The sequence below is a fragment of the Massilia sp. GER05 genome (assembly GCF_052056005.1).
GTDB lineage: Bacteria > Pseudomonadota > Gammaproteobacteria > Burkholderiales > Burkholderiaceae_D > Telluria > Telluria orientalis.
The window spans coordinates 4,223,896-4,248,208 of record NZ_CP178858.1 but is presented as its reverse complement, the minus strand read 5'-3'; the positions used below and the strand labels follow the sequence as shown (position 1 = coordinate 4,248,208).

Annotated in this window: 20 protein-coding genes; 11 read left to right on the top strand and 9 right to left on the bottom strand. The window is 68.0% G+C overall.

Going from position 1 to position 24,313, the window contains the following annotated elements:
- Nucleotides 1-13: 13 nt before the first annotated feature.
- Both ACL58G_RS18825 and ACL58G_RS18820 read left to right on the top strand, forming a co-directional pair.
- Complete coding sequence (locus ACL58G_RS18825; protein ID WP_440962773.1) at nt 14-1,108, top strand: acyltransferase family protein; 1,095 nt, start codon at nt 14-16, stop codon at nt 1,106-1,108.
- A gap of 110 nt (nt 1,109-1,218) precedes the next feature.
- Nucleotides 1,219-2,523, top strand: coding sequence for a hypothetical protein (locus ACL58G_RS18820; RefSeq protein WP_440962772.1), 1,305 nt, complete (start codon nt 1,219-1,221; stop codon nt 2,521-2,523).
- On the opposite strand, the gene ACL58G_RS18815 is transcribed toward ACL58G_RS18820, so the two are convergent.
- On the bottom strand, nt 2,442-2,840 hold the full coding sequence (locus ACL58G_RS18815; RefSeq protein ID WP_413388984.1) for a VOC family protein: 399 nt from the start codon (nt 2,838-2,840) through the stop codon (nt 2,442-2,444). The genes ACL58G_RS18820 and ACL58G_RS18815 overlap by 82 nt on opposite strands.
- A gap of 95 nt (nt 2,841-2,935) precedes the next feature.
- Here ACL58G_RS18815 and ACL58G_RS18810 point away from each other — a divergent pair, with 95 nt between their 5' ends.
- Nucleotides 2,936-3,877: an NAD-dependent epimerase/dehydratase family protein gene (locus tag ACL58G_RS18810; protein WP_440962771.1), complete on the top strand. Its 942-nt coding sequence runs from the start codon at nt 2,936-2,938 to the stop codon at nt 3,875-3,877.
- On the opposite strand, the gene ACL58G_RS18805 is transcribed toward ACL58G_RS18810, so the two are convergent.
- A complete protein-coding gene (locus ACL58G_RS18805; protein ID WP_440962770.1) occupies nt 3,867-4,160 on the bottom strand; it encodes an H-NS histone family protein in 294 nt (97 codons plus the stop codon). The genes ACL58G_RS18810 and ACL58G_RS18805 overlap by 11 nt on opposite strands.
- A gap of 224 nt (nt 4,161-4,384) precedes the next feature.
- Here ACL58G_RS18805 and ACL58G_RS18800 point away from each other — a divergent pair, with 224 nt between their 5' ends.
- Complete coding sequence (locus ACL58G_RS18800) at nt 4,385-7,057, top strand: PAS domain S-box protein (protein ID WP_440962769.1); 2,673 nt, start codon at nt 4,385-4,387, stop codon at nt 7,055-7,057.
- Between the two features lie 42 nt (nt 7,058-7,099).
- Here the strand turns inward: ACL58G_RS18800 and ACL58G_RS18795 are convergent, their stop codons facing one another.
- The 5 genes from ACL58G_RS18795 to ACL58G_RS18775 form a co-directional block, all read right to left on the bottom strand.
- Nucleotides 7,100-7,396 (bottom strand): DUF504 domain-containing protein, encoded by a 297-nt coding sequence (locus ACL58G_RS18795; RefSeq protein WP_440962768.1) that lies wholly within the window; start codon nt 7,394-7,396, stop codon nt 7,100-7,102.
- On the bottom strand, nt 7,397-9,787 hold the full coding sequence (locus ACL58G_RS18790; protein WP_440962767.1) for a sensor domain-containing protein: 2,391 nt from the start codon (nt 9,785-9,787) through the stop codon (nt 7,397-7,399).
- Nucleotides 9,788-9,999: 212 nt separating this feature from the next.
- Entirely contained in the window at nt 10,000-11,598 is a 1,599-nt protein-coding gene (locus ACL58G_RS18785) for an SDR family oxidoreductase (protein WP_440962766.1), read from the bottom strand.
- A gap of 15 nt (nt 11,599-11,613) precedes the next feature.
- Nucleotides 11,614-12,621, bottom strand: a complete 1,008-nt coding sequence (locus ACL58G_RS18780; protein ID WP_440962765.1) for a DUF2156 domain-containing protein — start codon at nt 12,619-12,621, stop codon at nt 11,614-11,616.
- Nucleotides 12,622-12,738: 117 nt separating this feature from the next.
- Nucleotides 12,739-13,389 carry a class I SAM-dependent methyltransferase gene (locus tag ACL58G_RS18775; protein WP_413388991.1) on the bottom strand — a complete coding sequence of 217 codons (651 nt, stop codon included), beginning with the start codon at nt 13,387-13,389 and terminating at the stop codon, nt 12,739-12,741.
- A 284-nt stretch (nt 13,390-13,673) separates the two neighbouring features.
- Here ACL58G_RS18775 and ACL58G_RS18770 point away from each other — a divergent pair, with 284 nt between their 5' ends.
- The 7 genes from ACL58G_RS18770 (at nt 13,674) to ACL58G_RS18740 (ending at nt 22,879) form a co-directional block, all read left to right on the top strand.
- A complete protein-coding gene (locus tag ACL58G_RS18770) occupies nt 13,674-14,900 on the top strand; it encodes a DUF4861 family protein (RefSeq protein WP_440962764.1) in 1,227 nt (408 codons plus the stop codon).
- On the top strand, nt 14,900-17,587 hold the full coding sequence (locus ACL58G_RS18765) for an exo-rhamnogalacturonan lyase family protein (RefSeq protein WP_440962763.1): 2,688 nt from the start codon (nt 14,900-14,902) through the stop codon (nt 17,585-17,587). The genes ACL58G_RS18770 and ACL58G_RS18765 overlap by 1 nt, the downstream gene beginning before the upstream one ends.
- 1 nt (nt 17,588) lies before the next feature.
- Nucleotides 17,589-18,884, top strand: coding sequence for a right-handed parallel beta-helix repeat-containing protein (locus ACL58G_RS18760; protein WP_440962762.1), 1,296 nt, complete (start codon nt 17,589-17,591; stop codon nt 18,882-18,884).
- 19 nt (nt 18,885-18,903) lie between these two features.
- Nucleotides 18,904-20,172, top strand: a complete 1,269-nt coding sequence (locus ACL58G_RS18755; protein WP_440962761.1) for a rhamnogalacturonan acetylesterase — start codon at nt 18,904-18,906, stop codon at nt 20,170-20,172.
- Nucleotides 20,169-21,143: a glycoside hydrolase family 43 protein gene (locus ACL58G_RS18750; protein ID WP_440962760.1), complete on the top strand. Its 975-nt coding sequence runs from the start codon at nt 20,169-20,171 to the stop codon at nt 21,141-21,143. The genes ACL58G_RS18755 and ACL58G_RS18750 overlap by 4 nt, the downstream gene beginning before the upstream one ends.
- A gap of 171 nt (nt 21,144-21,314) precedes the next feature.
- Entirely contained in the window at nt 21,315-21,689 is a 375-nt protein-coding gene (locus ACL58G_RS18745; RefSeq protein WP_440962759.1) for a DUF2382 domain-containing protein, read from the top strand.
- A 20-nt stretch (nt 21,690-21,709) separates the two neighbouring features.
- A complete protein-coding gene (locus ACL58G_RS18740) occupies nt 21,710-22,879 on the top strand; it encodes a DUF2382 domain-containing protein (protein ID WP_413388997.1) in 1,170 nt (389 codons plus the stop codon).
- Nucleotides 22,880-22,911: 32 nt separating this feature from the next.
- Here ACL58G_RS18740 and ACL58G_RS18735 read toward each other — a convergent pair whose 3' ends face one another.
- Nucleotides 22,912-23,832: an NAD(P)/FAD-dependent oxidoreductase gene (locus tag ACL58G_RS18735; RefSeq protein WP_413388998.1), complete on the bottom strand. Its 921-nt coding sequence runs from the start codon at nt 23,830-23,832 to the stop codon at nt 22,912-22,914.
- Nucleotides 23,813-24,268, bottom strand: coding sequence for an Rrf2 family transcriptional regulator (locus tag ACL58G_RS18730; RefSeq protein ID WP_440962758.1), 456 nt, complete (start codon nt 24,266-24,268; stop codon nt 23,813-23,815). Before ACL58G_RS18730 ends, ACL58G_RS18735 begins: the two co-directional genes overlap by 20 nt.
- Between the last annotated feature and the right edge of the window lie 45 nt (nt 24,269-24,313).

The following is a 24,313-nucleotide window of genomic DNA, read 5'->3' as shown; positions in this document are numbered from 1 at the left end:
GGAGGTTCACGCCATGACACGCACCAGAGTCAACGAAATCGATCTTCTGCGATTCCTGGCGGCGCTCTCCGTCGTCTTCTTTCACTACGCCTACCGTGGACCGGCCGGCGGCTTCTCGGCGATGCCGTACCCGCTGCTGGCGCCCGTCGCCGAGTATGGCTTCCTCGGGGTCGAACTGTTTTTCATGATCAGCGGATTCGTCGTCCTGATGACCGCGGCCGCCAGCGCGCGCCTGCGCGACTTCTGCATCTCCCGCCTCGTGCGGCTCTACCCTGCATTCTGGACCTGTTGCACGATCACTTTCCTGGCCAGCATCTCACTGGCCGCGCCACGCAACGTCACGTTCGGCCAGTACGCCATCAACATGACGATGGTCGCCGACCTGTTCAGGGTGCCGTTGCTGGAAGGGGCTTACTGGTCGTTGCTGGTCGAGATCCGGTTTTATGCACTGGTGGCTGCGCTCCTGGTCATCGGAAAGATTCACCAGGCGCAGCGCTACCTCGTCATGTGGCTGCTGGCATGTATCGCGCTCGCACTCCTCGCGCTGTTCCCGGACGCGTGGCTGCCGGCAGGTGCGCTGCATGCCGTCCGCACCCTGCTGATCTTCGATTACGCGGCGTATTTCATCGCCGGTGCCACCTGCTTCCTGATCTGGAAACAGGGTGCGGCCGTGAGCAGGCTGACGGTACTCGCAGGCGCCTGGGGCCTCGCCCTCTTCCAATCGGAAGTTATCCTGCGCAAGGTGCGCGCCGAGAACGCCATGTCGACCTTGAACGGCGCTATCGTCATCGGCATCCTGACCCTGTTCTTCCTCGTGATGCTGCTGATCGCATTGGGCCGGACGGGCTCGATCGCCCGCTATCGCTGGCCGTTGGCCGGGGCGATCAGCTATCCGCTGTATCTGCTGCACCAGAACATCGGCTATCTCGTGTTCAATCGCTTCTACCCGAGTGTAAGCGCCCATCTGCTGTTCTGGGGCATGATCGCCGCCGTGCTGGGCGCCGCGTATGGCGTGCACGTCCTGGTCGAGCGGCGGTTCGCCTCGCGCATGAAAACTTACCTGACCGGCGCGTTGACGGGTTTGCCAGCTCCTGCAGCGAAGAAATGAAACCGCGGCATTCTCGTCGTGACCATTCGTGAGAATTTTTATATCGTTCTCTTGCTATCCTGCATGCCGTGGCCACTCCGGCCAGGCTTACGATAGAAAGAGATCGAACTGTGTTCAACATACCTGCCACCGTATCCACACACCGTGCCATCCTCGTCGCGGCGGCCGCCACGTTGTTGACGTCGTGCGGCGGTGGAGGCGGCTCATCGGATACGACAGGCTCTGGCACGCCGCCGGTGAATAACCAGGCCATCGTCCTGTTGGCCAAAAACCCAACCGGCAACTACGTCAGGGCCGGCATCGCGGTCGGCCCGGACGGCACATTGTTCGTGGCGAACGACGCCAATGCCACGATTTTCAAACTGACGCAGGACGGCGTCGTGTCAGACTTTGTCGGCAAGGATGGCGTGCCTCCGGGGACGGACGGCACCGGCAACGCGGCAGGCTTTACGAAGCAGATCTCGCAGCTTCTTTTCGATAAGAACAGCCAGGTTCTCTACGCCCTGGACGGCTCGGGCTATCAGTCTTATGACGGGTCGCCTGCCGTCGCCCTGCGACGCATCACGCTGGACGGGGTGACCAGCACGATGTCGCTGTCGAGGTTCCCGACGCATGCGCCCGCCAACCGCCTTCTGCCGCAGAGCCTGGGCGACAATCCGTCTGCGCTGGCACTCGGCCCCGACGGCACGCTATATGCCACGACTGCGGTCATGGTTGGCGGCGGTTCCAGCAGCCCGGCTACCGGGAGCCACGAAGCGCAACATCGAGGCTGGCGGACCGTCGACCGCAACGGCGGCGGCCGCCTCCTGTTCGTCCAGGAGTCCGGCTCGGTCGTGCCGGGCTATTCCGACCCAAGCCCTCCTGTGACCTATCAGTACCCGACCGACTTGAGCGCCACCGCCGGCATGCTGGGCGAGTACCTGGGCGGCCTTGCGGTGGACCGCGCCGGCAACGGATACATATCGGACTACCTTCGCCACATCATCGTCAAGGTCACACCGGACGGCTCGGCCAGCATCTTCGCGGGCACTGCCGACAAACCCGGCGCGGCCGATGGTGCCGGCACGGCGGCGCAATTCAACGGGCCGAGAGAGATGGTGATCGACAAAGCGGACAACCTGTACGTCGTCGACGGCGGCAACCAGAACGATCCGCAAGATCACGCCGTCCGGCGTGGTCAGCACCGTGGCCGGCCAGGTCGGCCTGTGGCAGACGCGCCCCGGCCCCCTCCCCGGCGGCCTCAACAATCCAGGAGGCCTGGCGATCGACGACAAGGGCCGTCTCTATGTGACCGTCGCCGACGGCGTGGTCCGCGTACAGCTGCCGTGACGGGTCATTCCCGCGGCGCCGTCCAGACCAGGTTCCACAGATGGCCGTCGAGGTCCTCGAAGCCCTGGTCGTACATGAAGCCATGATCCTCGGGCGGGTGCGGAATCCGCGCACCCGCCGCTTGCGCGCGGGCGATCAGGCTGTCGACTTCCTCCCGGCTTTCGCAGCTCAGGCAGATGATCACCTCGTTGGCATCACGCGCCCGCACGGCCGGCTTGTTGATGAGGGATTCGAAGAACGCTTCCGTCATCAGCATGACGTGCAGGGTGTCGTCCACGACGTTCATGAACAGTGCATTCTCGTTGCTGTAGCGGGAATTGAGCGTAAAGCCGAGCGCCGAAAAGAAGGCCTTCGAACGGTCCAGGTCCTGCACCGGCAGGTTGAAGATGATTTGCTTGTTCATGATGTCCTCTTGTCATAATGTTGGTTGGAAAACCTGTCCTGCATCCTGACGACGAACGGCACCCCACGAGATCGACATCGAACATGCAAATTCTCTTGACTGGCTCTTCCGGCTGGCTTGGCCGATTCCTGTCCCCGCTGCTGCGGCGGGCGGGCCACGTCCCGCTCGGCCTCGACGTGGCGCCCGGACCGCACACCGACGTGGTCGGCAGCGTCGCCGACACGCCCCTGGTCCGGCGCCTGTTCGCCGACTACCGGTTCGACGGCGTGATCCACGCGGCCGCGCTGCACAAGCCCGACATCGCGCGCTATCCGCGCCAGGCGTTCGTCGACGTGAACGTCACCGGGACGCTGAACCTGCTGGAGGCGGCGGCGGCCCACGGAACGAGCCGGTTCGTATCCACGTCGACCACGTCGCTGATGATCACGCAGGCCATCCGCGACGAGACCGCGCCCGCCGCCGCCTGGCTGGACGAGACGAGCGGACCGCTGCAGCCCCGCAACATCTATGGCGTGACCAAGCGCACGGCCGAGGAGCTGGCGCGGCTGTTCCACGCGGAGCACGGTCTCCCCATGGTCGTGCTGAGGACGGCACGGTTCTTCCCGGAAGACGATGACACGCACGACCATCTTGCCGGCGAAAACATGAAGGCGAACGAATTCCTGCACCGCCGCCTGACCGTCGAAGACTGCGCGCTCGCGCACCTCGCGGCGCTGGAGAAGGCGCCGGCCATCGGCTTCGGCCTGTACATCGTGTCGGCGCCGACGCCCTTCGGCCGCGCCGACGCGGCCCTGCTGAAGACGGACGCGCCGGCCGTGATCGCCCGGTATTTCCCGGACGCGGCCAGCCTCTACGCGGCCCGGGGCTGGTCGCTGCCGGCCAGCATCGGCCGCGTGTACGACGCGGCCGCGATCGAACGCGACCTGGGGTTTCGCTGCCGGACCGACTTCGCAGCGGTCCTCGCCGCCCTGCGCGAAGGCCGCCCGCTGCCGTTTATCCACGATCCGGCTTACACGTCGCCGATGCTCAGATCTTGAAATCGTCCAGCGACCGCCCGCTGGCCAGCGCCTCGGCGATCCAGCGCGGCTGGCGCCCGCGGCCCGTCCACGTCTGGTCGCTGTCGGCCGGGTTGCGGTAGCGCGGCACCGCGGTCTTGACCAGCGCGTCGAGCGGGATGCCCGCGTCGGCCGCGAGCGCGTGGATGCGGTCGCGCGCCCGGTCGCGCTCGTCGCGCGCGCGGCGCTTGATCTCCTGCTCGATATCGAAAAACAAACCTTTCAGTTCGGCGAGGTCATAGCCGTTGAGATCGATCGGCGCCATGGAAACATCCTTTGCCAGCAGGGGAACGCGGGCCTCCATTTTACTATGTCGGCGCCCGCGCAATATGTGAACTGCAACGTAGTGGCGGCGCCACATTCCACAAAAGTGAAACTTTCCGTGAGGAATTTAGTGTTACCATTCTTCCGGACACTCGCCCCAACCCCCGGCGAGCGCCTTCCTTGCGGCCCCTGCCCCGCCGCCGTTCACACCACCTGGAACGGCCCATGCTGATGACCAAGACGATCTCGGAAACTTCTCGCCTCGCGGCACTGACCGCGCTCGACCTGCTGGATACCCGGCCGGAGCCCCGCTTCGACCGCTACACGCGCCTGGCCGCGATGACCTTCGGCGTGCCCATCGCACTCATCACGCTGGTCGACGACAAGCGCCAATGGTTCAAGTCGCGCTGCGGCCTGGACGTGGAACAGACGGCCCGCGAGGATGCTTTCTGCGCCCACACCGTGGCACAACGAGAGATGTTGGTCGTCGAGGATGCGGCCGCGGATCCGCGGTTCGCCGACAATCCGCTCGTCACGGGCGGGCCGCACATCCGTTTCTATGCCGGGCAGCCCGTCTTCTGCGACGGCCAGGCCGTGGGCACGCTGTGCATCGTCGACCGCAACCCGCGCCGTTTCGACGACGCGCAGCGCCAGTGCCTGCGCGACCTGGCCGACCTGGTCGAGGTGGAACTGAACCAGGCCCGCGTCACGACGGCGCGCGTGATGGCCGAGCAGGCCCTCAAGTCGCTCAACGCGGAACTGGAGCTGCGCATGTCCCAGCGCACGGCGGAACTGGAAGCCCGCCTCGCGGACCTCTCCACGGAAATCGCCCACCGCAAGGCGACGGAGACGCTACTCCGCGATGCCGAAAGCTGGACCCGGGCGGTCGTCGCGACGTCGTACAGCGCGTTCGTCGGCACCGATCCCGAGGGCCGCATCACCGAATGGAACCCGGCCGCCGAACGGATCTTCGGCTGGAACCGGAGCGAGGCCGTGGGCCGTCCGTTGGCGGACCTGATCGTGCCGGAAGAACTGCGCGCCGCGCACGCCGCGGGCATGCGCCGCTTCCTCGAGACGGACTGCAGCACCATCGTCGACCGGCAGATCGAGCTGCCGGCGCTGACCGCGAGCGGCCGCCGCATCGCCGTCGAAATGAAAGTCGGCGCCTACGAATGGCAGGGCCGGCGCTGCATCGGCGCGTTCCTCGACGACGTCTCCGAGCGCAACCGCACGCGCCAGCAGCTCGACGAAAAGCAGGAATTGCTGGATGCCGTGCTGGAATCGATCGACGTCGCCGTGGTCGCCTGCGACGCCGAGGGCAACCTCACGTTGTTCAACAAGAAGGCCCGCACGCTGCACGGCCTGGACCGCGCCTGCGTGAAGACGGCCGGCTGGCCGACGCATTACGCCCTGTACGAAGCGGACGGCCACACGCCGCTCGCGCCGGACGAAGTGCCGCTCGCGCGCGTCCTGCGGGGCGGGGTCGTGCGCGAACAGGCGATGGCCATCGCGCCCCCGGGCCGCCCGGCAGCCACGCTCCTGGCCAGCGGCCGTCCGCTGAAGAGCGCCAACGGGCGGATGCTGGGCGCCGTCGTGGCGATGACCGACATCACCGAGCGCAACACGGCGCGCGAACGGCTGGAAGCGAGCGAACGCCGCCTGCGCGCCATCACGGAAAACCTGCCGGCGCTGATCGGCAAGGTCAACGCGGCGGGCAGGTTCGTGTTCCTGAACGGCCGCGCCATCCAGTTCTACGGCAAGCCGGCCGAGGCGCTGATCGGCCACGACGTGCGCGACGCCTATTCGGAACACGAATACGCGAAGCTCGAACCCCACCTGCGCCGCGTCCACGCGGGCGAATGCAGCACGTTCGAGGACGTCATCGAGGTGAACGGCCGCCAGCTGTATTACCAGTGCATGTTCGTGCCGCAGCGCGCACTGGACGGCACGCCGGACGGCTATTACGCGATGGCGTTCGACATGACCGCCCGCAGGCTCTCCGAACTGCGCCAGGCCGAGAGCGAGGAGCGGCTGCGTACGATCACCGACAACGTGCCGGTGCTGATCGCCCACCTGGACGCCGACCGCCGCTATGCGTTCGCCAACGCCGTGCACGCATCGTGGCTGGGCGTGCCGCCTGAGCGGATCCTCGGCCTCACCGTCGAGGAAGCGTTCGGCCCCGCCTTTTACGCGCCGCAGGCCAGGGCGCTGGAACAGGCCTGGCTCGGCAACGCGTCGCAGTGCGAACACGAGATCGTGCGCAAGAACCACACGCGCATCGCCCACTCGACGTTCCTGCCGCAGATGCGCGACGGCCGCGTGGCCGGCGTGTACATCCTGACGACGGACGCCACCGCCTCGCGCATGCACGAGCGCAGCCTGCATGCGCTGGCGCACACGGACCCGCTCACGCAGCTGCCGAACCGGCGCCGCTTCGAGCAGGCGCTGGAAGGCGCCGCCAGCCGCTCGCGCCAGGGCGACCGCGATTGCGCGCTGCTGTACCTGGACGTGGACTTCTTCAAGCAGATCAACGACCGCTACGGCCACGCGACCGGCGACGACGTGCTCGTGGAATTCGCGCGCCGGCTGCGGACCAGCGTGCGCTCGACGGACCTGGTCGCACGCCTGGCCGGCGACGAATTCACGGTGCTGCTGCACGACGTGCGCAGCGAGGCCGACGTCGAACGCGTCGCCCGCAAGATCCTGGACGCGATCGCGGAACCGTTCGCGCTGGCCGGACGCACATTGAAAGTCGGGACGACGATCGGCATCGGCCTCGCGTCCGGCGGCAGCGTCGACCCGCGGGCGCTGATGGAAACGGCCGACCGCGCGCTGTACGCCGCCAAGGAAGCCGGCCGCCACACGTACGCGGTGCTGCACACGGGGGAATACGCCTGACAGGCTGCCGGCAGCGCCCGGCGCACGCCAGTGTGCATCGCGTCAACGCTCGCCGTCTTCCCCGTCCATGTCCTCCCCGCCTACGCGGCGGCGCCAGATGATTTTCCCGTCGCGCAGCACTTCGCGCACGCGGTGGTACGGAATCATGCGCGCGACGCCGTCCGCGCCGATGACGTCGAACGAGAATCCGCGCCCCTCCCCCAGCACGATCCGGTCGAACGGAATGCGCACCGTCCGTCCGCGCAGGCGGTCGCGGTAGCCGATGACGAAGCCGCCCGCGCCGAACGCGGGATCCCAGGCGATGCGGTGCAGGATGTCCTGGATCGGCACCATCGTCATCTACATCGGCAGGCGCGCGTCGCGCCGCAACATCTCCTGGAGCCCCTCCTGGGCCAGGGCCGGACTGAAATAATAGCCCTGCATCTGGTCGCAGTCGTGGTCGCGCAGGAACGTCAGCTGCTCGATCGTCTCGACGCCTTCCGCGATCACCTGCAACTTGAGGTTGTGGCCGAGCGCGATGATGGCGCGCGTGATGACTTCATGGCCATCGTCCGGATCCGTGCCCCCGCCGAGGAACGACCGGTCGATCTTGATGCAGTCGACGGGGAATTTCTGCAGGTGGCTGAGACTCGAGTAACCGGTTCCGAAATCGTCGATCGACAGGCGTACACCCAGCAGCTTCAACTGGGCCAGCGCGTCGAGCGCTTCTTCCGGGTGGTCCATCAGCTGGCTCTCCGTCACTTCCAGCTCCAGGCGGTGCGCGGGGACGCCATGCCGCGCCAACGTGTCCGCGAGCCGGTTCACGAAGCGGCGCTGGCGCAGCTGGCGTGCGGACAGGTTCACCGCGATGACGAAATCCTCGATGCCCACGGCGGCGAGCGTCTGCAGCGTGGCGCATGCCTCGTCGATCACCCAGTCGCCCAGCGGGATGATCAGGCCCGTCTGCTCGGCGACGGGAATGAAGACGTCGGGCGCGATGATGCCGTCGACGGGATGCTGCCAGCGCACGAGCGCCTCGGCGCCCACGACCTTGCCCGTACGCAGGTCGACCTTCGGCTGGTAGCCGAGCACCAGTTCGCGGTTGCGGATCGCCCGGCTCAGGCTCGCTTCCAGCAGCAGATGCTGGTGCACGACCTGGTTCAGTGCCTCGGAGTAGAACTGCACGTTGTTGCGCCCGAGGGTCTTGGCGTGGTACATGGCGGCGTCGGCCGCGCGCATGACGTCGTCGACCGTGCGCCCGTCCTGCGGGAACAGGCTGACGCCGATGCTCGTGCCGGGCAGGATCTCCTTGCCGTCCACGACGACCGGCGCCGACAGGCTCTGGCGTACGCGCTCGACGAGGCAGGCCAGCTGGGTCACGTCGGCCTGCTCGGCGATCACGAGGACGAATTCGTCGCCGCCCAGGCGCGCCACCGTGTCTTCCTCGCGCATGCTGTCGCGCAGGCGGTCCGCGATCTCGCGCAGGACGGCGTCGCCGGCTTCGTGGCCGAAGGTGTCGTTGATGTGCTTGAAGTTGTCGAGGTCCAGGAACGCGAGCGCGCCCTGGCGGCGATGGCACGACGCCGCATCGATCGCCGCCTTCAGGCGTTCCAGCAGCAGCGTGCGGTTGGCGAGGCCCGTCAGCGCGTCGTGGTGCGCGAGGTGCTGCAACCGGCGCTCGTAATGGCGGGCTTCGGTGATGTCGTTGATCACGCCGACGAAGTGCGATACTTCGCCCTCGATGCTGGCGACGGGATCGACCCGCAGGTCGTTCCAGAAGATCTCGCCGTTCTTGCGCCGGTTGCGCAGGACGGCGCGCACGCTCTGCCGGCTAGCGACGGCGTCGTGGATACGCCGCTGCTCGTGCACGTCGCAATCCTCGACGCGCATGAAGCGCGGATTGCGGCCCTTCACCTCGGCCAGCGTGTAACCGGTGATCTGCTCGAACGCGGGATTCACGTACTCGATCACGTTGTCGGCCCCGTCCGCGCAGCACGTGATCACGATCGCGTTCACGCTCGCGTACATGGCCCGCTCGCGCACGCGCAGGCCGCGCTCGGCTTCCTTGCGCGACGTGATGTCCAGGCCAGTGCCGAACACGACCGGCAGGTTGCCCAGGCTCGCACGCGAACAATGGAACAGGAAAGTCGTGCGCTTGCCGTGCTTCCCGACGAGGTCGGCCTCGTGGTACGACCCGCCACCCTCGAAGGCGGCCAGGATCTTTTCCACGATCATCGCCTGGTCGCGCTCGTCGAAGAAATTCTTGACGTTAAACGTCGGCAACTCCTCGCTCGCCATCTCGAGCGCGTCTTCCAGCTGGTGGTTCCACAACAGCAGGTGCCCGCTCTGGTCGATGACGTAGAACACGCACGGCAATTCCTCGATGATGTCGGCGATGGGCAGGTCCTGGATCAATGCGTAACGGGTCGGCGCCAGGCCGGCACGCGGCACGACGATGACGCTGAAGCCGCCGGGCTGGTCGGGATCGAGCGATTGCGGCGCCACCGTCACCCGCACCGGCACCCGGTGCCCGTCCGCGCAAATCAGTTCTCCCGTCGAATCCTCGTTGACGCGCTCGCCGATCCACGTCACGGTGGCCGGCTCGTCGAAGGCGATGATCTGGTCGAGGCTGCAGTGACGAATGTCCGCCGCGCCATAGCCCGCCAGCTTTTCGCAGGCGCGGTTCCAGCTCGTGATCGTCCCTGCCGCGTCGACGACGAATACCGCGAGGGGTAAAGGCGAAAGGTTCACGACCTCCTCCAGAGAACCGGCCGGGCGCGCTTGCACGTTGCGTCCATTGGGAAAACATCATAACGCAGTCACGTCCGAAGGGGCGCATATTTACATCGCGTCGCGCCGGCCCCTCCCGGCGTGCTGGTGGCGGGGTTCCGGTGTGGGTCGCGGCGTCTGTCGGTTAGTTGCAGAATTACCGGACAAGCCGGTCCGGCTTGCCGCTCCGCCCGTCAGCGCGAGGCCGGGGCCGCCATCGGGTCGACACCCGCGGCTGCCGCAACGCCGGTCGCCGCAGCGCCGGCTGCCGAATCTTCCGGCACCGCGCCCCGCCGCCGCAGCGCATAGCGGTTCAGCCCCGCCATGTGGATGCGGCACAGGTAGTCTTCCCAGTCGACGAGGCGCGCATCCACGGGGTACAGCCGCCGCGCCTCCTCCCCGAAGCGCGCAGCCAGGGCCAGCAGGCCGGCGTTGTGGAACCGGTAGCGCGGGTGCGCGTAGAAGGCGAACGTCAGCGCCAGCAGGCGCGTCGTGCGCAGCTTTTCCAGCGCGCGCGTGGCAACCGGCGCGCCCGCCAGCCGGCGCAGGCCGTTCCACGCCGTCGTGCCGATGCCGAACGCACCCATGAAAAAGCGGAAGGTCCCCTCCCCGACCGTGCGGAAATCGCGCTTCGGCTCGGCGTGGAACAGGCGGTCGTACTGGCGCCAGTTGCGTTTGGATTCCGCCTGCAGCAGCCGGATCAGTTCACCCAGCGCGAGCGGATTCGTGGAACCGCTGCAGCATTGATAGATGCGCCGGCCCGGCCCGGCGGACAGCGCCTCCGCACCCGCCAGTACGATGGCGTTGGCGACGAGGTCGACGGGGATGATGTCGATGATGCCTTCGCGCCGCGCGGGGAAGAAGCTCGTCTTGCCGCGCGCATAGGCGAGGATCACGGCGTCCGCCACCTTCACGCCCTCGATCCAGCCGGGCGCCGGCTCGCGCAGCGTGCTTTCGATGATGGCCGGCCGCACGATCGTCAGGGCAAGCCCATGCATGGCCCGGAGGGCGACCTGCTCGCCGAGCCACTTGGTGAACGTGTAGGTGTCGTTCCAGCCGTGGCGCTGGGCCTCCCGGATGCCGAGGTCCGTCAGGCGCCGGCGCAGCCGTTCCGGATCGGCGCCGCCGGCCTTCGCCCGCACCCGCTCGATTCTGCGCCACAGGGAGGCGATCAGCGCGTCGACGTCGTACCAGCCGTCGCGATGGCGCGGGATGCCGTCGCGTGCGCTGCCTGCCGGCGCGACGATCTCCTCGCGCATCTCGCCGCGGTTGTAGCCGTTCACGTAGCAGGTCGACACGTGCACCAGCGGCGCGTTGGCGACGCGCGCGAACGCCGTCACGTGGCGCAGGCTCAGCGTGTTGATGGCGAGTGCCTCGTCGAGCGGTTCGCGGAAATCGACGCTGGCGGCCGCGTTCACGACCACGTCCACGCCGCGCGCCAGCTCGGCGAAGCGCGCGGCCGCGAGGCCGAAGCCGGGCGCCGTGATCTCGCCCGTCACGCAGTCCACGCGCTCGGCGAGGAAGCGTTCCAGCCAGGCCGGGCGCACGGCGCGCAGGTGGTCGAACACGGACGATGCCGCGATCTCGCGCTCGAAGCGCGCGCGGGCGTCGCCAAGGCAGCCGGCACGGATCAGCAGCACGATGCGGCCGATGTCGGGCACGGTGCGGATCAGCTTTTCCAGCAGGACCTTCGCGACGAAACCCGTCGCACCCGTGAGCAGGATGCGCTTGCCGGTAAAGGCGTCGCGCACGTCCGGCAGCCCGTCGGCTGCCTCGTCGATGGTGGTCGTCATGGATATCTCCGTGGCCTAGATGATCCGCGTCAGGCGGAACATGGCCGTCATGGCGAGGGCCGGCAGTGCGTTCCGGTGGCAGCAATAGGTCTTTTCGACCTGCCCCTGGAAGCGCGACTTGGCGAATTCCAGCCCCTTGAAGTTGTAGAGGAAGTCCATCCGCTCGCGGATCACGGACAACGTGGCGCGCAGCACGCGCGATTCCTGCGGCTCGACCTCGTCGGCCAGCATCAGCGGCGTCAGGCCCAGGTCCACGCACGGCACGCCTTCTTCCTGGAAGCGCGCGATCGCGTACGCCATCAGCGCATACCACAGGCCTTGCCGGAAGTTGGCGGACGAGCGCGAGATGTTCGGCACGTAGCCGGCCAGGCGGCCGTCGCGGTACAGCGGATCGAAGAACACGAAGCCCACGGCCTCGTCGTCGCGGTACGCGTAGAAATAGCGCGTGTCTTCGCGGTAGTCGACGATCATCGGCCGGATCAGGAAGCGGATCTCGTTGTTCTTGCAGCGCCGCGTGCGGATCCATGCGTCGGAGATGCGGCGCACGTCGTGGTCGAAGCCGCCCTCGCGGATCTCGATGCCGTCCGCGCGGGCGGCGTTGATCGCCGTGCGTATCACCTGCTTGCGCGCGCCACGCAGCGAGAACGCGGCGAGGTCCAGGCGCGATTCGCTGCCGAACTGCGTGCCGTAATAGCCGTGGCGGGCGTGCAGGTGGTCGACGACGCCCTTGCCCACCTGGACGAAGACGGCGTCGGGATAGCGGTCGACGAACGCGGTGAGCATCGCGTCGCGCAGATGCGGCGGGCACACGGGCTCGCCCAGCGCGAAGCGCATGCCCCAGTACTTCGCGAACGCGATGTAGCCGACGCCGGGCACTTCGAAATACGACATCCCCGGCTGCATGGTGCAGAACGACAGCGCGTGGCCGCCGTATTGCCGCAGGACGGCGGCACGCCTGGCCGTATCGTGATGGGACAGGTCGGCGGCGATGCGCCGCTCCAGCGCGACAGCGTGTTGGCTCATGTGGGCTCCGGTTGGATTGCAAGCACCCGTCGTTCCCGCGCACGCGGGAACCCATACTGGGCATCCTGGTCGGCTCAGCATGGATCCCCGCTTTCGCGGGGACGACGGCGTTGGGTCTCAGGCCGGTTTCTGGCCGATGACCGACCAGTAGCAGTCGAGCAGCAGCAGCTTGTAGTGCTTCTGTTCGCCAACCTGCAGGCCGAACTTCTTCATCCACTCCGGATAGTTGTAGATGTTGTGGAAGGCGTTCCCGGCGAATAGCCAGAAGAAGCCGACGGCCCCGTACCAGTACAGGGTCTTGAAGGCGCGGCTGAACACGTTCCCGGTCGGAAACGAGAAATCGCCGACGACGATGTGGGCGCCGGGGCGGCCCAGGCGGATCAGGTGCGCGAGCACGCGCAGCATCATGTCCTGCTCGAACACGTTCAGGAAGAAGTTCGCGACGACCATGTCGTACTGCTCGAATTCCTCGACCAGCATGATGTCGCTGTGGACCTGGCGGATGCGCACGTCGACGATGCCTTCCCGTTCGAGATTGGCCTGGAATTTCTTCAGCATGGTGGCCGACAGATCGACCACCGTGACGTCGGCGCCGAGCCGCGCGGCGTGGACCGCATCGCGGCCGTGGCCGACGCCGGCGAACAGCACCCTGTCGCCCGGGCGCAGTTTGTCGAGCATCGCGACCTTGCAGCGGTGGATCGATTTGCCGCTGTAGAACGCACTGAGCCAGTCGTAGATCGGCCCTACGAGCTTGTACTTGTCTCTCATGTTTGCCCTTCCGGTCTTTCCGACCTCTATGGATGTCTCCTCTGCCCCGTTCACGTTGCATGAACGTCAAGCACCATTAGAGTAATGGAAAGCCCGCGCATTCCACGGCCCGGCGCCTTGTCCTTGCGAGCCAAAACACTGGCTTTGCGGGTCATGCGCGTAAAGACCATCGCTCAACGCGCTGATTGAATGGTGACCGCGGCCGGCCGTAAGTTGACACCCGGGAGCCGCCGAATCGATACTCGACGGGCATATTCCCACTGGACCCTACGCCGCCACGAACGATGAAACTCTCCCTGCCCCTGTTCGCCCTCGCCGCCATCGCAGTTGCCACGCACCCCGCAGCGCACGCCGCCGAGCGCCTGACCGTCACCGTCACCCACGATCTCGCCATCGCACGGCCGGCGGAAACCATCGCCATCCCGTGGAAGAGCGTCAACGACGCGCTGCCGCATGCCGGCATCCAGCACATCGTCGTCAAGGACGCGGCCGGCCGCGTGCTGCCGCACCAGGTGACGAACGTGGCGCCGGAAGCGAAGGACCCGCAGAAGAACGGCGTCGCGTACGGCGAACTGCTGTTCCAGCACGACTTCGCGCCGGGCGAAAAGAGCGCCACGTTCACGGTCGAAAAGACGGACGCCGTCGTGCCCCCGTTCCCCACCAAAGTCTGGGCCCGCATCGTGCCCGAACGCCTCGACGACTTCGCGTGGGAAAACGACAAGGTCGCGCACCGCACCTACGGCCCCGCCCTCGCCGCCCCGGCGCCCGCCGGCTCCGACAAGGAAGTCCTGAAGACGAGCGGCCTCGATATCTGGTTCAAGCGGGTCCCGTACCCGATCGTCGACCGCTGGTACAACATCGGCCACGACCATTACCACCACGACGAGGGCGAAGGCATCGACATGTACAACGTCGGCACGACGCTGGGCGCCGGCGGCACCGGCATCTGGACCGGCGGCAAGCTGGTCTCGGGCATCAACTTCACGCACTGGAAGGTCCTGGCGAACGGTCCCGTGCGCGCGATCTTCGAACTCACCTACGACGGCTGGGACGCGGCCGGCACGAAAGTCGCCGAAGTCAAGCGCTTCACCGTGGACGCCGGCCACTGGTTCGACCGCATCGACAGCACGTTCACGTTCGCCGGGAACGGGCCGCTGCAGGCGGCCGTGGGCCTGAACAAGGAACCGGCCGACAAGGGCGAGGACGGCAAGTCGACGTTCACGGAAGACACCAGATCGAAAGCCCTCATCCAGTGGGTCGCGCAAAAGAAAAGCGGGGATTTCGGCGTGGCCGTGATCCTGCCGTCCGCCGGCAACCCCGCGTTCGGCGCCGATGCGCGCAACGCGTTCATGCTGGCGCCGGTGACGTCCGGCCAGCCGCTGCGTTATTACGTGGGCGCCGCGTGGACGCGGGCCGGCGAGATCACGTCGCGCGAGCAGTGGCAGCGCACCGTGACGGATGAAGCGGCGCGCGTGGCCGCGCCCGTGCGCGTGAGCCTGTCGGCGCGCTGATGGACCGCCGCGACTTCTTCCGCGCCACCGCACGTGTCACCTCGGTGGCCGCGGCACTGCCGCTGGGCGGGACGGCACGGGCGGCGGCCACGCCGTCGCGGCCACCCGACGGGGCGGCGCTGGCCTGGCTGGAAGGCGCACCCGCGTCCGGCGCCGGCACGACGTTCGGCGTGCCGTGGCCGCGCGGCGCCCTCCGCAAGGACCAGCCGTTCGTCGTGGAGGGCACGTCCGGCGAGGTGCCCGCGCAAAGCTGGCCGCTGGCGGTCTGGCCGGACGGCTCGCTGAAATGGACGGCCCACGCGCTCGGCGCAGGCGGCCGTCCGGACGCCGCCCTGCGCGTACGCCCGGGCGCGCCGCGCGCCCGCGCGCAACACGCCGTCACCGTGCGCCGCTCGGCCGACGGCTTCGTCGCAGGCACGGGCATCGTCGAATGCACCGTGCCGTCGCGTGGCCCCGTGCTCGTGACGGCCATCCGCCGCGCCGGCCGCGACATCGCGCGCAACGTCCGCCTCGTCGCGCTGCGCGACGACCAGCCGGAAGGCAGCACGCGCCGCACCGAATTCGTGAGCGAACTCGAGCAAGCGACGCTGGAGCAGGAAGGCCCGGTGCGCAGCGTGATCAGGCTGGAAGGCTGGCACCGCGACCAGACCCGCGCCTGGCTCCCGTTCACCGTCCGGCTGTACCTGTACGCGGGCGCCGACTCCATCCGCATCATGCACACGTTCGTATTCGACGGCGACGAGCAGCACGACTTCATCCGCGGCATCGGCCTCGCGTTCGACGTCCCGCTGCGCGACGCGCCGCACGACCGCCACGTGCGCTTCGCCGGCGAGGACGGCGGCCTGTGGGCCGAAGCCGTGCGCAACCTGACCGGCCTGCGGCGCGACCCGGGCGCCGACGTGCGCCGCGCCCAGCTCGCGGGCGAACGCTGCCCGCCCGTGGCCGACAAGGTCGCGCCGCTGCTGCACCTCGTGCCGGCGTGGGGCGACGTCTCGCTGTCGCAGCTGTCGGCCGACAGCTTTCGCATCCGCAAGCGCACGAAGGCCGGCTGCGGTTGGGTCGATGCGGCCTGGGGCCGGCGCGCGCCCGGCACCGGCTACGTGGGCGGCGTCTCCGGTGGCGTCGCGTTCGGCCTGCGCGACTTCTGGCAACGCCACCCGACGCAACTGGACATCCGTGACGCGCACACGGACACCGCACGCGCCACCGTCTGGATGTGGTCTCCGGACGCGCCCGCGATGGACCTGCGTTTCTACCACGACGGCATGGGCATGGACACGCATGCCGGCGAGCTCCAGGGCCTGGATATCACGTACGAGGACTACGAGAAAGGCTACGGCACGCCCGTCGGCGTCGCGCGCAGCAGCGAGATCACGCTGTGGGCGTTCGAAGCGACGCCGCCGCGCGCGCGCCTGGTGGAGATCGCGCAGGCGGTGCAGACGCCGCCGCAGCTCGTGCCCGCGCCTGCGCACATCCTCGCGACGCAAGTGTTCGGCAACCTGTGGGCGCTGCCGGACCGCAGCACGCCGGCGCGCGCGGCCATCGAGAACCAGCTGGACGCGCGCTTCGATTTCTACCGCAAGGAAGTCGAGCAGCGCCGCTGGTACGGCTTCTGGGACTACGGCGACATCCGCCACACCTACGACGCCGACCGCCACGACTGGCGCTACGACGTGGGCGGCTTCGCGTGGGACAACTCGGAACTGTCGCCCGACCTGTGGTTGTGGTATTCGTTCCTCCGCACGGGCCGCGCCGACATCTTCCGGATGGGCGAGGCGATGGTACGGCACACGAGCGAAGTCGATACTTACCACCTGGGCCGCTTCGCGGGGCTCGGCTCGCGCCACAACGTGCAGCACTGGGGCTGCAGCGCCAAGCAGGTGCGCATCAGCACGGCGGTCTACCGGCGCTTCTATTACTACCTGACGGGCGACGAGCGCACCGGCGACATCATGCGCGAAGTGCTCGATGCGGACCGCAGGCTGGACGACGTCGACCCGGTCCGCAAACTGGCGAACCAGCCGCCGAAAGGACCGTATCCGGCGCGGATCAGCTTCGGCACGGACTGGGCGTCGCTCGTGGCCAACTGGCTGACCGAGTGGGAGCGGAGCGGCAGCACGCGCTACCGCGACAAGATCCTCGCCGGCATGCGCGACATCGCGGCGATGCCGCACGGTTTCTTCAACGGCGACCGCATGGGCTACGAGCCGGACACGGGCCGGCTGCACAACATGATCGGCACCGGCGTGAAGGCGCTGCACCTGAACGCGGTGTTCGGCGCCGTCGAGATCTTCGACGAATTGATCCGCCTGACGGGCGACACGGCCTTCGAGCGGGCCTGGCTCGAGTACTGCGAACTGTTCAACGCGCCGGTCGACGAGCAGCGCCGCCGCCTCGGCGCGCCGCACGGCGCCACGCATGCGCTGTATGTCGGCCACTCGCGCCTGACCGCGTACGCGGCCTGGAAGCGCAAGGACCCCGGGCTGGCGCGGCGCGCGTGGCAGGAATTCGCGGGCGAAGGCAGGCGGCGCCCGTTCCGCACCGTGCGCGTGGCGGGGCCGGACGTATTGAACCCCGTCGACGAAGTGCCATGGGTGAGCACGAACGAAACGGCCCAATGGGGCCTGGCCGCCATCCAGAATCTTGCGCTGATCGGCGACGCGCTGCCCCGCACCCGGGAGACCTGACATGCATCGTTCCCTTGTCATTGCCGCGGCCTTCGTCGCCGCGCCCGCATCCGCCGCGACCTGGTACGTGGCCCCGACCGGCAGCGACGCCGCGGCCGGCACACTGGCCGCGCCGTGGCAATCGTTCGCGCACGCGCAGGCCTTGGCGCAGCCGGGCGACACCGTGTATTTCCGCAGCGGCCGCTACGCCTACACGAAGGCGACGACGGCGTGCGCGTCGCGGCGCGCGACCGTGTCCGCCATCGTCCTCGACAAGAGCGGCACGGCACAGCAGCCGATCCGCTACTGGGCCTATCCGCGCGAGACGCCGGTGTTCGATTTCTCGGGCATGAAGGACGATTGCCGCGTCAAGGGCATCGAAGTCCTGGCCGACTGGATCCACCTGAAAGGCCTGGAGATCACGGGCGCGCCGCAGCAGCCGGACAACCGCCTGAACCACGAATCGTGGGGCGTGTGGATCGACGCGAACCACGACGTCTTCGAGCAGCTGGACCTGCACCACAACATGGGACCGGGCCTGTTCATCAAGGACGGGGGCTGGAACCTCGTGCTGAACAGCGATTCGCACCATAACTACGACCCCTACACGTCGAACGGCGCGGGCCAGAGCGCGGACGGCTTCGGCGCCCACGTGAGCGCGGGCCATCCGGGCAACGTGTTCCGCGGCTGCCGCGCGTGGGCGAATACGGACGACGGGTTCGACCTGATCAACGCGTACTCGCCGGTGACCATCGAATACTCGTGGGCGTGGCAGCACGGTTACCTGCCGGGCACGCACACGCCGCTCGCGGCCGGGAACGGCAACGGCATCAAGGCGGGCGGCTACGGCGGGCGCTACGTGCCCAACGGGGTGAAACATGTGGTGCGTTTTTCCGTCGCGTTCGACAACAAGGTGTCGGGCTTTTATGCCAACCATCATCCCATCGCGCTGGACTTCCAACACAACACCGCTTTTGGAAATGTTATCGATTACAATATGCTTGGCGTGGCGCCGGATGGCGGCCCCGTCTACCTGGGCACCCTGCGCAACAACCTCGCCTACCCGGCGGGTGCGGCGTTGAAGGTGGAAGGCGCGGCCAGCGCGGCCAACTCCTGGGATCTGCACCTTGCGTTGAAGCCGTCCGACTTCGACAGCGTGGCGCCCACCGGCTGGGACGCGCCGCGCAAGCCGGACGGCAGCCTGCCGGACATACCCATGTTCCACCCGTTTGCCGCCAGCGCCGTCATCGACCGCGGCGTCGACGTGGGCCTGCCCTTCCGCGGCAAGGCACCGGACCTGGGCGCGTTCGAGCGCTGACTGGAACCACAGGAAGACCATGAACCCATCGATCCGCGGGGCGATCAGCGCCCTGCTTCTCGCTGCCTGCGCGGCGAATACGCATGCCGCCGAAGGCTGGAAATTCGCCTTCGGGTCCGGCAAGGCGCCGGCCGGCTACACGCCCGTCGACGCCGCCTACAGCGGCGCGCGCGGCTACGGCCTGGAGCCGGGCGCCCGGCCGGACGGCGTCCATCCCTATTATTTTTCCGTCGATCTCCCGGAAGGGAATTACACGGTGACCGTCACGCTGGGCGACGACACGGCCGCGACCGCGACGACGGTGAAATCCGAACTGCGCCGGCTGATGCTGGAAAACGTGGCGACCAGGCCGGGCGAGACCGTCACGAAGACGTTCACCGTCAACGTGCGCACGCCGAAGATCCCGACCGGCGGCGAAGTCAAGCTGAAAGCGCCGCGCGAAACGGTCGAGGAAGCGTGGAACTGGGACCCGCGCCTGACGCTGGAAATCAACGGCGCGCACCCGGCCGTACGCACGATCGCCATCGCGCCGGCGCACGTGCCGACCCTGTACCTGCTGGGCGATTCGACCGTCTGCGACCAGCCGGCCGAACCGTACAACAGCTGGGGCCAGATGCTGCCGCGCTTCTTCAAGCCCGGCATCGCCGTCGCCAACCACGGCGAATCGGGCGAGACGTACCGCGACTCGCTCGCGCGCCGCCGGCTGGACAAGATCGTGAGCGGCATGAAGCCGGGCGACACGCTCCTCATGCAGTTCGGCCACAACGACCAGAAGCAGATCAAGGCTGGCAAGGGCGGACCGTTCACGACGTACAAGGCGGAGATCAAGGCCCACGTGGACGCCGTCCGCGCGCACGGCGGCCTGCCCGTGATCGTGTCGCCGATGGAGCGGCGCGGCTTCGATGCCGATGGCCGCGTGATCCCGTCGCTGAAGGATTACGCCGAGGCCGCGCGCCAGTCCGCGCAGGAATTGAACGTGCCGTTCATCGACCTCAACGCGATGAGCAAAACCTTTTACGAGGCGCTGGGTCCGGAAGGCTCGAAGGCCGCGTTCGCGGCGCCCGCGCCGGGCCGCCTGGACAACACGCACCACGACAGCTACGGCAGCTACGAGCTGGCGAAGGCCGTCGTGCTGGGCCTGCGCCAGGCGCGCGTGCCGGCCGCCGGTTTCATCGTCGACGATTTCGCATTCGATCCCGCCCATCCCGATCCGGCCGCGGCGTTTGCCGTACCGCCGAGTCCCCACCATACCGCAGAGCGCCCGCTGGGCGACGAGGAGCACAAATGAAACGCCGTACCTTACTCTCGACCCTCGGTCTTGCTGCCCTGGCCGGCTGCGCCGGCATCAAACCGGCATCGCAAACAGACGCCTACGTCTTCGCCTACTTCATCGACAACGGCCAGGACGGCCTACACCTGGCCGGGAGTGTCGACGGCTACCGCTGGGAAGCGCTGAACGGCGGCCGCAGCTATCTCCAGCCTGAAGTCGGCAAGGCAAAACTGATGCGCGACCCGTGCATCGTGCGCGGCCCCGACGGGGTCTACCACATGGTATGGACGAGCGGCTGGAACGAGACGGGCATCGGCTACGCGTCGTCGCCGGACCTCGTCCACTGGTCGGCGCAACGCGAGCTGCCCGTAATGGCGCACGAGCCGACGACCCTGAACGCGTGGGCGCCGGAGATCGCATGGGACGAGAAGCGCGGCGAGTACCTGATCTTCTGGTCGTCGACGATCCCGGGCCGCTTCGCGGCATCCGAAGCGGCCGGCGACGACGCCGGCGCCAACAAGTACAACCACCGCATCTACGCCACGACGACGCGCGACTTCGTCACGTTCACGCCCACGCGCCTGTTCTACGATCCGGGCTTTTCCGTCATCGACGCGACGTTCCTGCGCACGAACCGCGGCGACTGGCTGCTCGTGAAGGACGAGACGCGCCACCCGCCCCGCAAGTACCTGCAGCTGGCGCGCGCCGCCGGCCTGCAGGGGCCGTTCGAACCGCTGGGCGCGCCGATCTCGCCCGCCGGCCTGTGGACCGAGGGGCCGACGGCGCTGCAGGTGGGCGACGACGTCATCGTGTACTACGACGCCTACACGGCGAAGCACTACGGCGCGCTGCGCTCGCGCGATCTCGTGCATTGGGAAGACGTGACGGCGCAGATGCACTTCCCGGACGAAGGCACGGCGCGGCGCATGCGCCACGGGACGGCGCTGCGGGTGCCGGCGGACGTGCTTGCCGCGCTGCGTCGGCCGTAATGGCGTGTAGCGTCCTGTCCTACAGTCTCGATTGTGGGGAGGCAACGGTGCGCGGGAACCGTGGCCAATAGAGTAATCTCGGTCGCTCCAGTGTCGTGAACCCGGAGGCGGACCGTGTCCCTTGACTCATCAATACCCGATCAGGAAAAACAGGAGCTCTTGCGGGTTCCCGTGGTCCATGAGGAGGCGTGGGTCGAGAAACGGATCGTCGACACGGGTCGCGGCGTACGCATCCACAAGACTGTCGCCGAGACCCCTTGCCGGATCGACGAGCGCCTGCTGCGCGACGACGTCGAGGTCCACCATGTGCCGGTGGACCGCATCGTCCCGCTCGACCAGGCGCCCGCGACCCGCTACGAAGGGGAAACGCTCGTGGTACCGATTCTCGAGGAAGTGCTGGTCGTCGAACGGCGGCTGCGCATCAAGGAAGAGCTCCACATCACGCGCACCCGCCGCGAAGAACACCACGTCGACACGGTCATGCTCAAGTCCGAGCAGGTCAGCGTCGAGCGCTTCGACGAGCACGGCGACACTTCACCCACGTGACATTCACCGGAGGACGCATCATGCAACATACTCTCGTAGCGGTGTTCGACAACCGCAGCGATGCCCAGAACGCGATGGACGAACTGCTGGCATCGGGCTTCACCCGCGACAACGTCTATGTCTCCAGCGCCGACCTGTCCGGCACCACGACGACGGCCGGCACGACGCTCGGCGCGACCCACGAGGAAGGCGTGGGCGCCTCGATCAAGCACTTCTTCGACAACCTGTTCGGCTCGGACCACGACGAACATGCGACCCGCTATTCCACCGCGGTCGCCGGCGGCCAGCACGTGCTGACCCTGACCACGTCGTCGGAACCGGAAGTGGAACGCGCCGCCGACGTGATCGAACGCTTCGGCCCCATCGACATCGACGAGCGCCACGACCTGGCGGGCAACGCCGCATCGCTGGGCACGAGCGCCTACCAGCCGCAGACGTCGCCGTCGCTGGCCGCCGGCTCGATGCAGGCGGGGACGCAGACGGGCAACCTGTCGGGCAGCCTCTCGGATTCGACCCTGCGTTCGGACTCGCTGCAGCGCGAGACGGCCGTCGACCAGACCACCGGCAAGGCCGCGATCCCGGTCGTGCAGGAAGAAGTCCGGGTCGGCAAGCGCCAGGTCGAACGGGGCGGCGTGCGCGTGTTCTCGCGCATGGTCGAGACGCCCGTGAACGAAACGGTGTCGCTGCGCGAGGAACACGTCAGCGTGGAACGCCGTCCGGTCGACCAGCCGATCAACCCGGCCGACGTCGCCGCGCTCAAGGACCAGACGATCGAACTGCGCGAAACGGCCGAGGAAGCCGTCGTGCAGAAGTCCGCGCGCGTGGTCGAGGAAGTCGTCGTCGGCAAGGAAGTCAGCCAGCGCCAGCAAAACATCCAGGACACGGTGCGCCACACGGAAGTCGAGGTGCAGCCGCTGCAGGGCAGCGCGCTCGACGACGACGACACCTATTACCGCAACGACTGGCAGACGAATTACGCCAGCCTGGGCGGCACCTACGACGACTACGCGCCGGCCTACCGCTACGGCAACGAGATGCGGCGCGACGCCCGCTACCAGGGTCGCAACTGGGACGACGTGGAATCCGACCTGCGCAGCGACTGGGATACCCGCTACGGCAGCAGCGGCTCGTCCACGTGGGAACGCATGAAGGCGGCCGTGCGGTCGGGCTGGAACCGCATGACGTCGTAAGGCGTCAAGGGCGCGGCGAGGCATGCCGCGCGTCACGCCAGGACGGCCAGCTCCGGAATCAGGGAACGGTGCGCCGCGATGCCCGCCAGCGCGCCGTCCGCGACCGCGAGCGCCACGTTGCCGGCGGGCCGCGCCATGTCGCCGCAACAGAACACGCCCGGCACGCTGCTCGCTTTCTGCGCGTCGGTCGCGACGTACGGTCCCAGCGGACCGGTTTCCAGCGCGCAGCCCAGCTGCTCGGCCAGCGGGCTGGCGATGTGCGTGCGGGTCGCGACGAACAGTCCCGCCAGCCGCAGCCGGCGTCCGTCCCGCAGCACCACATCGGCCCGGCCCTCGATGCGTGCGACCGGCGTGCGCTCGACGGCCACGCCGCGCCGGGCCAATGCCGCCAGCTGATCCGGCTGCGGTTCGAACGCGCCGTTCAGCAGCAGGGTGACCTGGCCCCAGTCGGGCAGCATCAGCGCCTGGTGCAGCGACGCCTCGCCCGCCGCGAGCACGCCGATGGCGCCTTCATCCAGTTCGTAGCCATGGCAGTACGGGCAGTGGAAGACGCTCGTGCCCCAGCGTTCCTCCAGGCCGTCCACGGCCGGCAGCGTGTCGGCGACGCCGGTCGCGAGGATCAGCCGGCGGCCCCGCACCGTGCCGCCATCCGGCAGCGCGACGTCGAAACCGGCGCCGGCGCTGCAAGCCGCCACCGCCGTCTCGTTCGCCCACGCGACTGTGGGATATGCCCGCAGCTGGGCGCGGGCCTGCGCGGCGATGGCCGCCGCTTCCGTGCCGTCCTGCGTGAGGAAGCCGTGCGAGCGGTCGGCGTAGCGGTTGCGGCGCCGGCCGCCGTCGATGACCAGCACGCGCCGGCGCGCCCGCGCAAGCTGCGTGGCCGCCGACAGGCCGGCATAGCTGCCGCCCACGACGATCACGTCGAATTCGGACTCATTCGGATGGGTGTGCATGATGTGTTCCTCCTTGGGGATACTGCGCGTTGAAGCGCTCGGACAGTTCCGCCAGCGTGACCTGCGCGAAGCGCGCGAGCAGCAACGCCTCGGCTTCCGCGAGCACATCGCCGAGCGACTGGTTGACGACCTGTTCCACGAGACAGCCGGGCCGCTCGACGCGATTGCCGATCGCGAACACGGTCGGCGCGCCCACCGCGTCGTACACGTCGCGCAGCGTGACCCGGTGCAGGTCGGCGGTCACGGACCAGCCGCCGCCATGTCCCTTCTCCGACGCGACGTAGCCCCGTTCGCGCAGGCCGGCCAGCGTGCGCCGCACGAGCACGGGATTCGTGTGCAGGAACCCCGCCAGCTCTTCCGACGTCAGCGGACGGTCGCTGTGGGCCATGTGCAGCAGCAGGTGCAGGATCGAGGAAAGTTTGCTGTCGGTTCTCATGTAACTTATGATAGTACATAACGGACCGGCGTGCATGACGGCGTG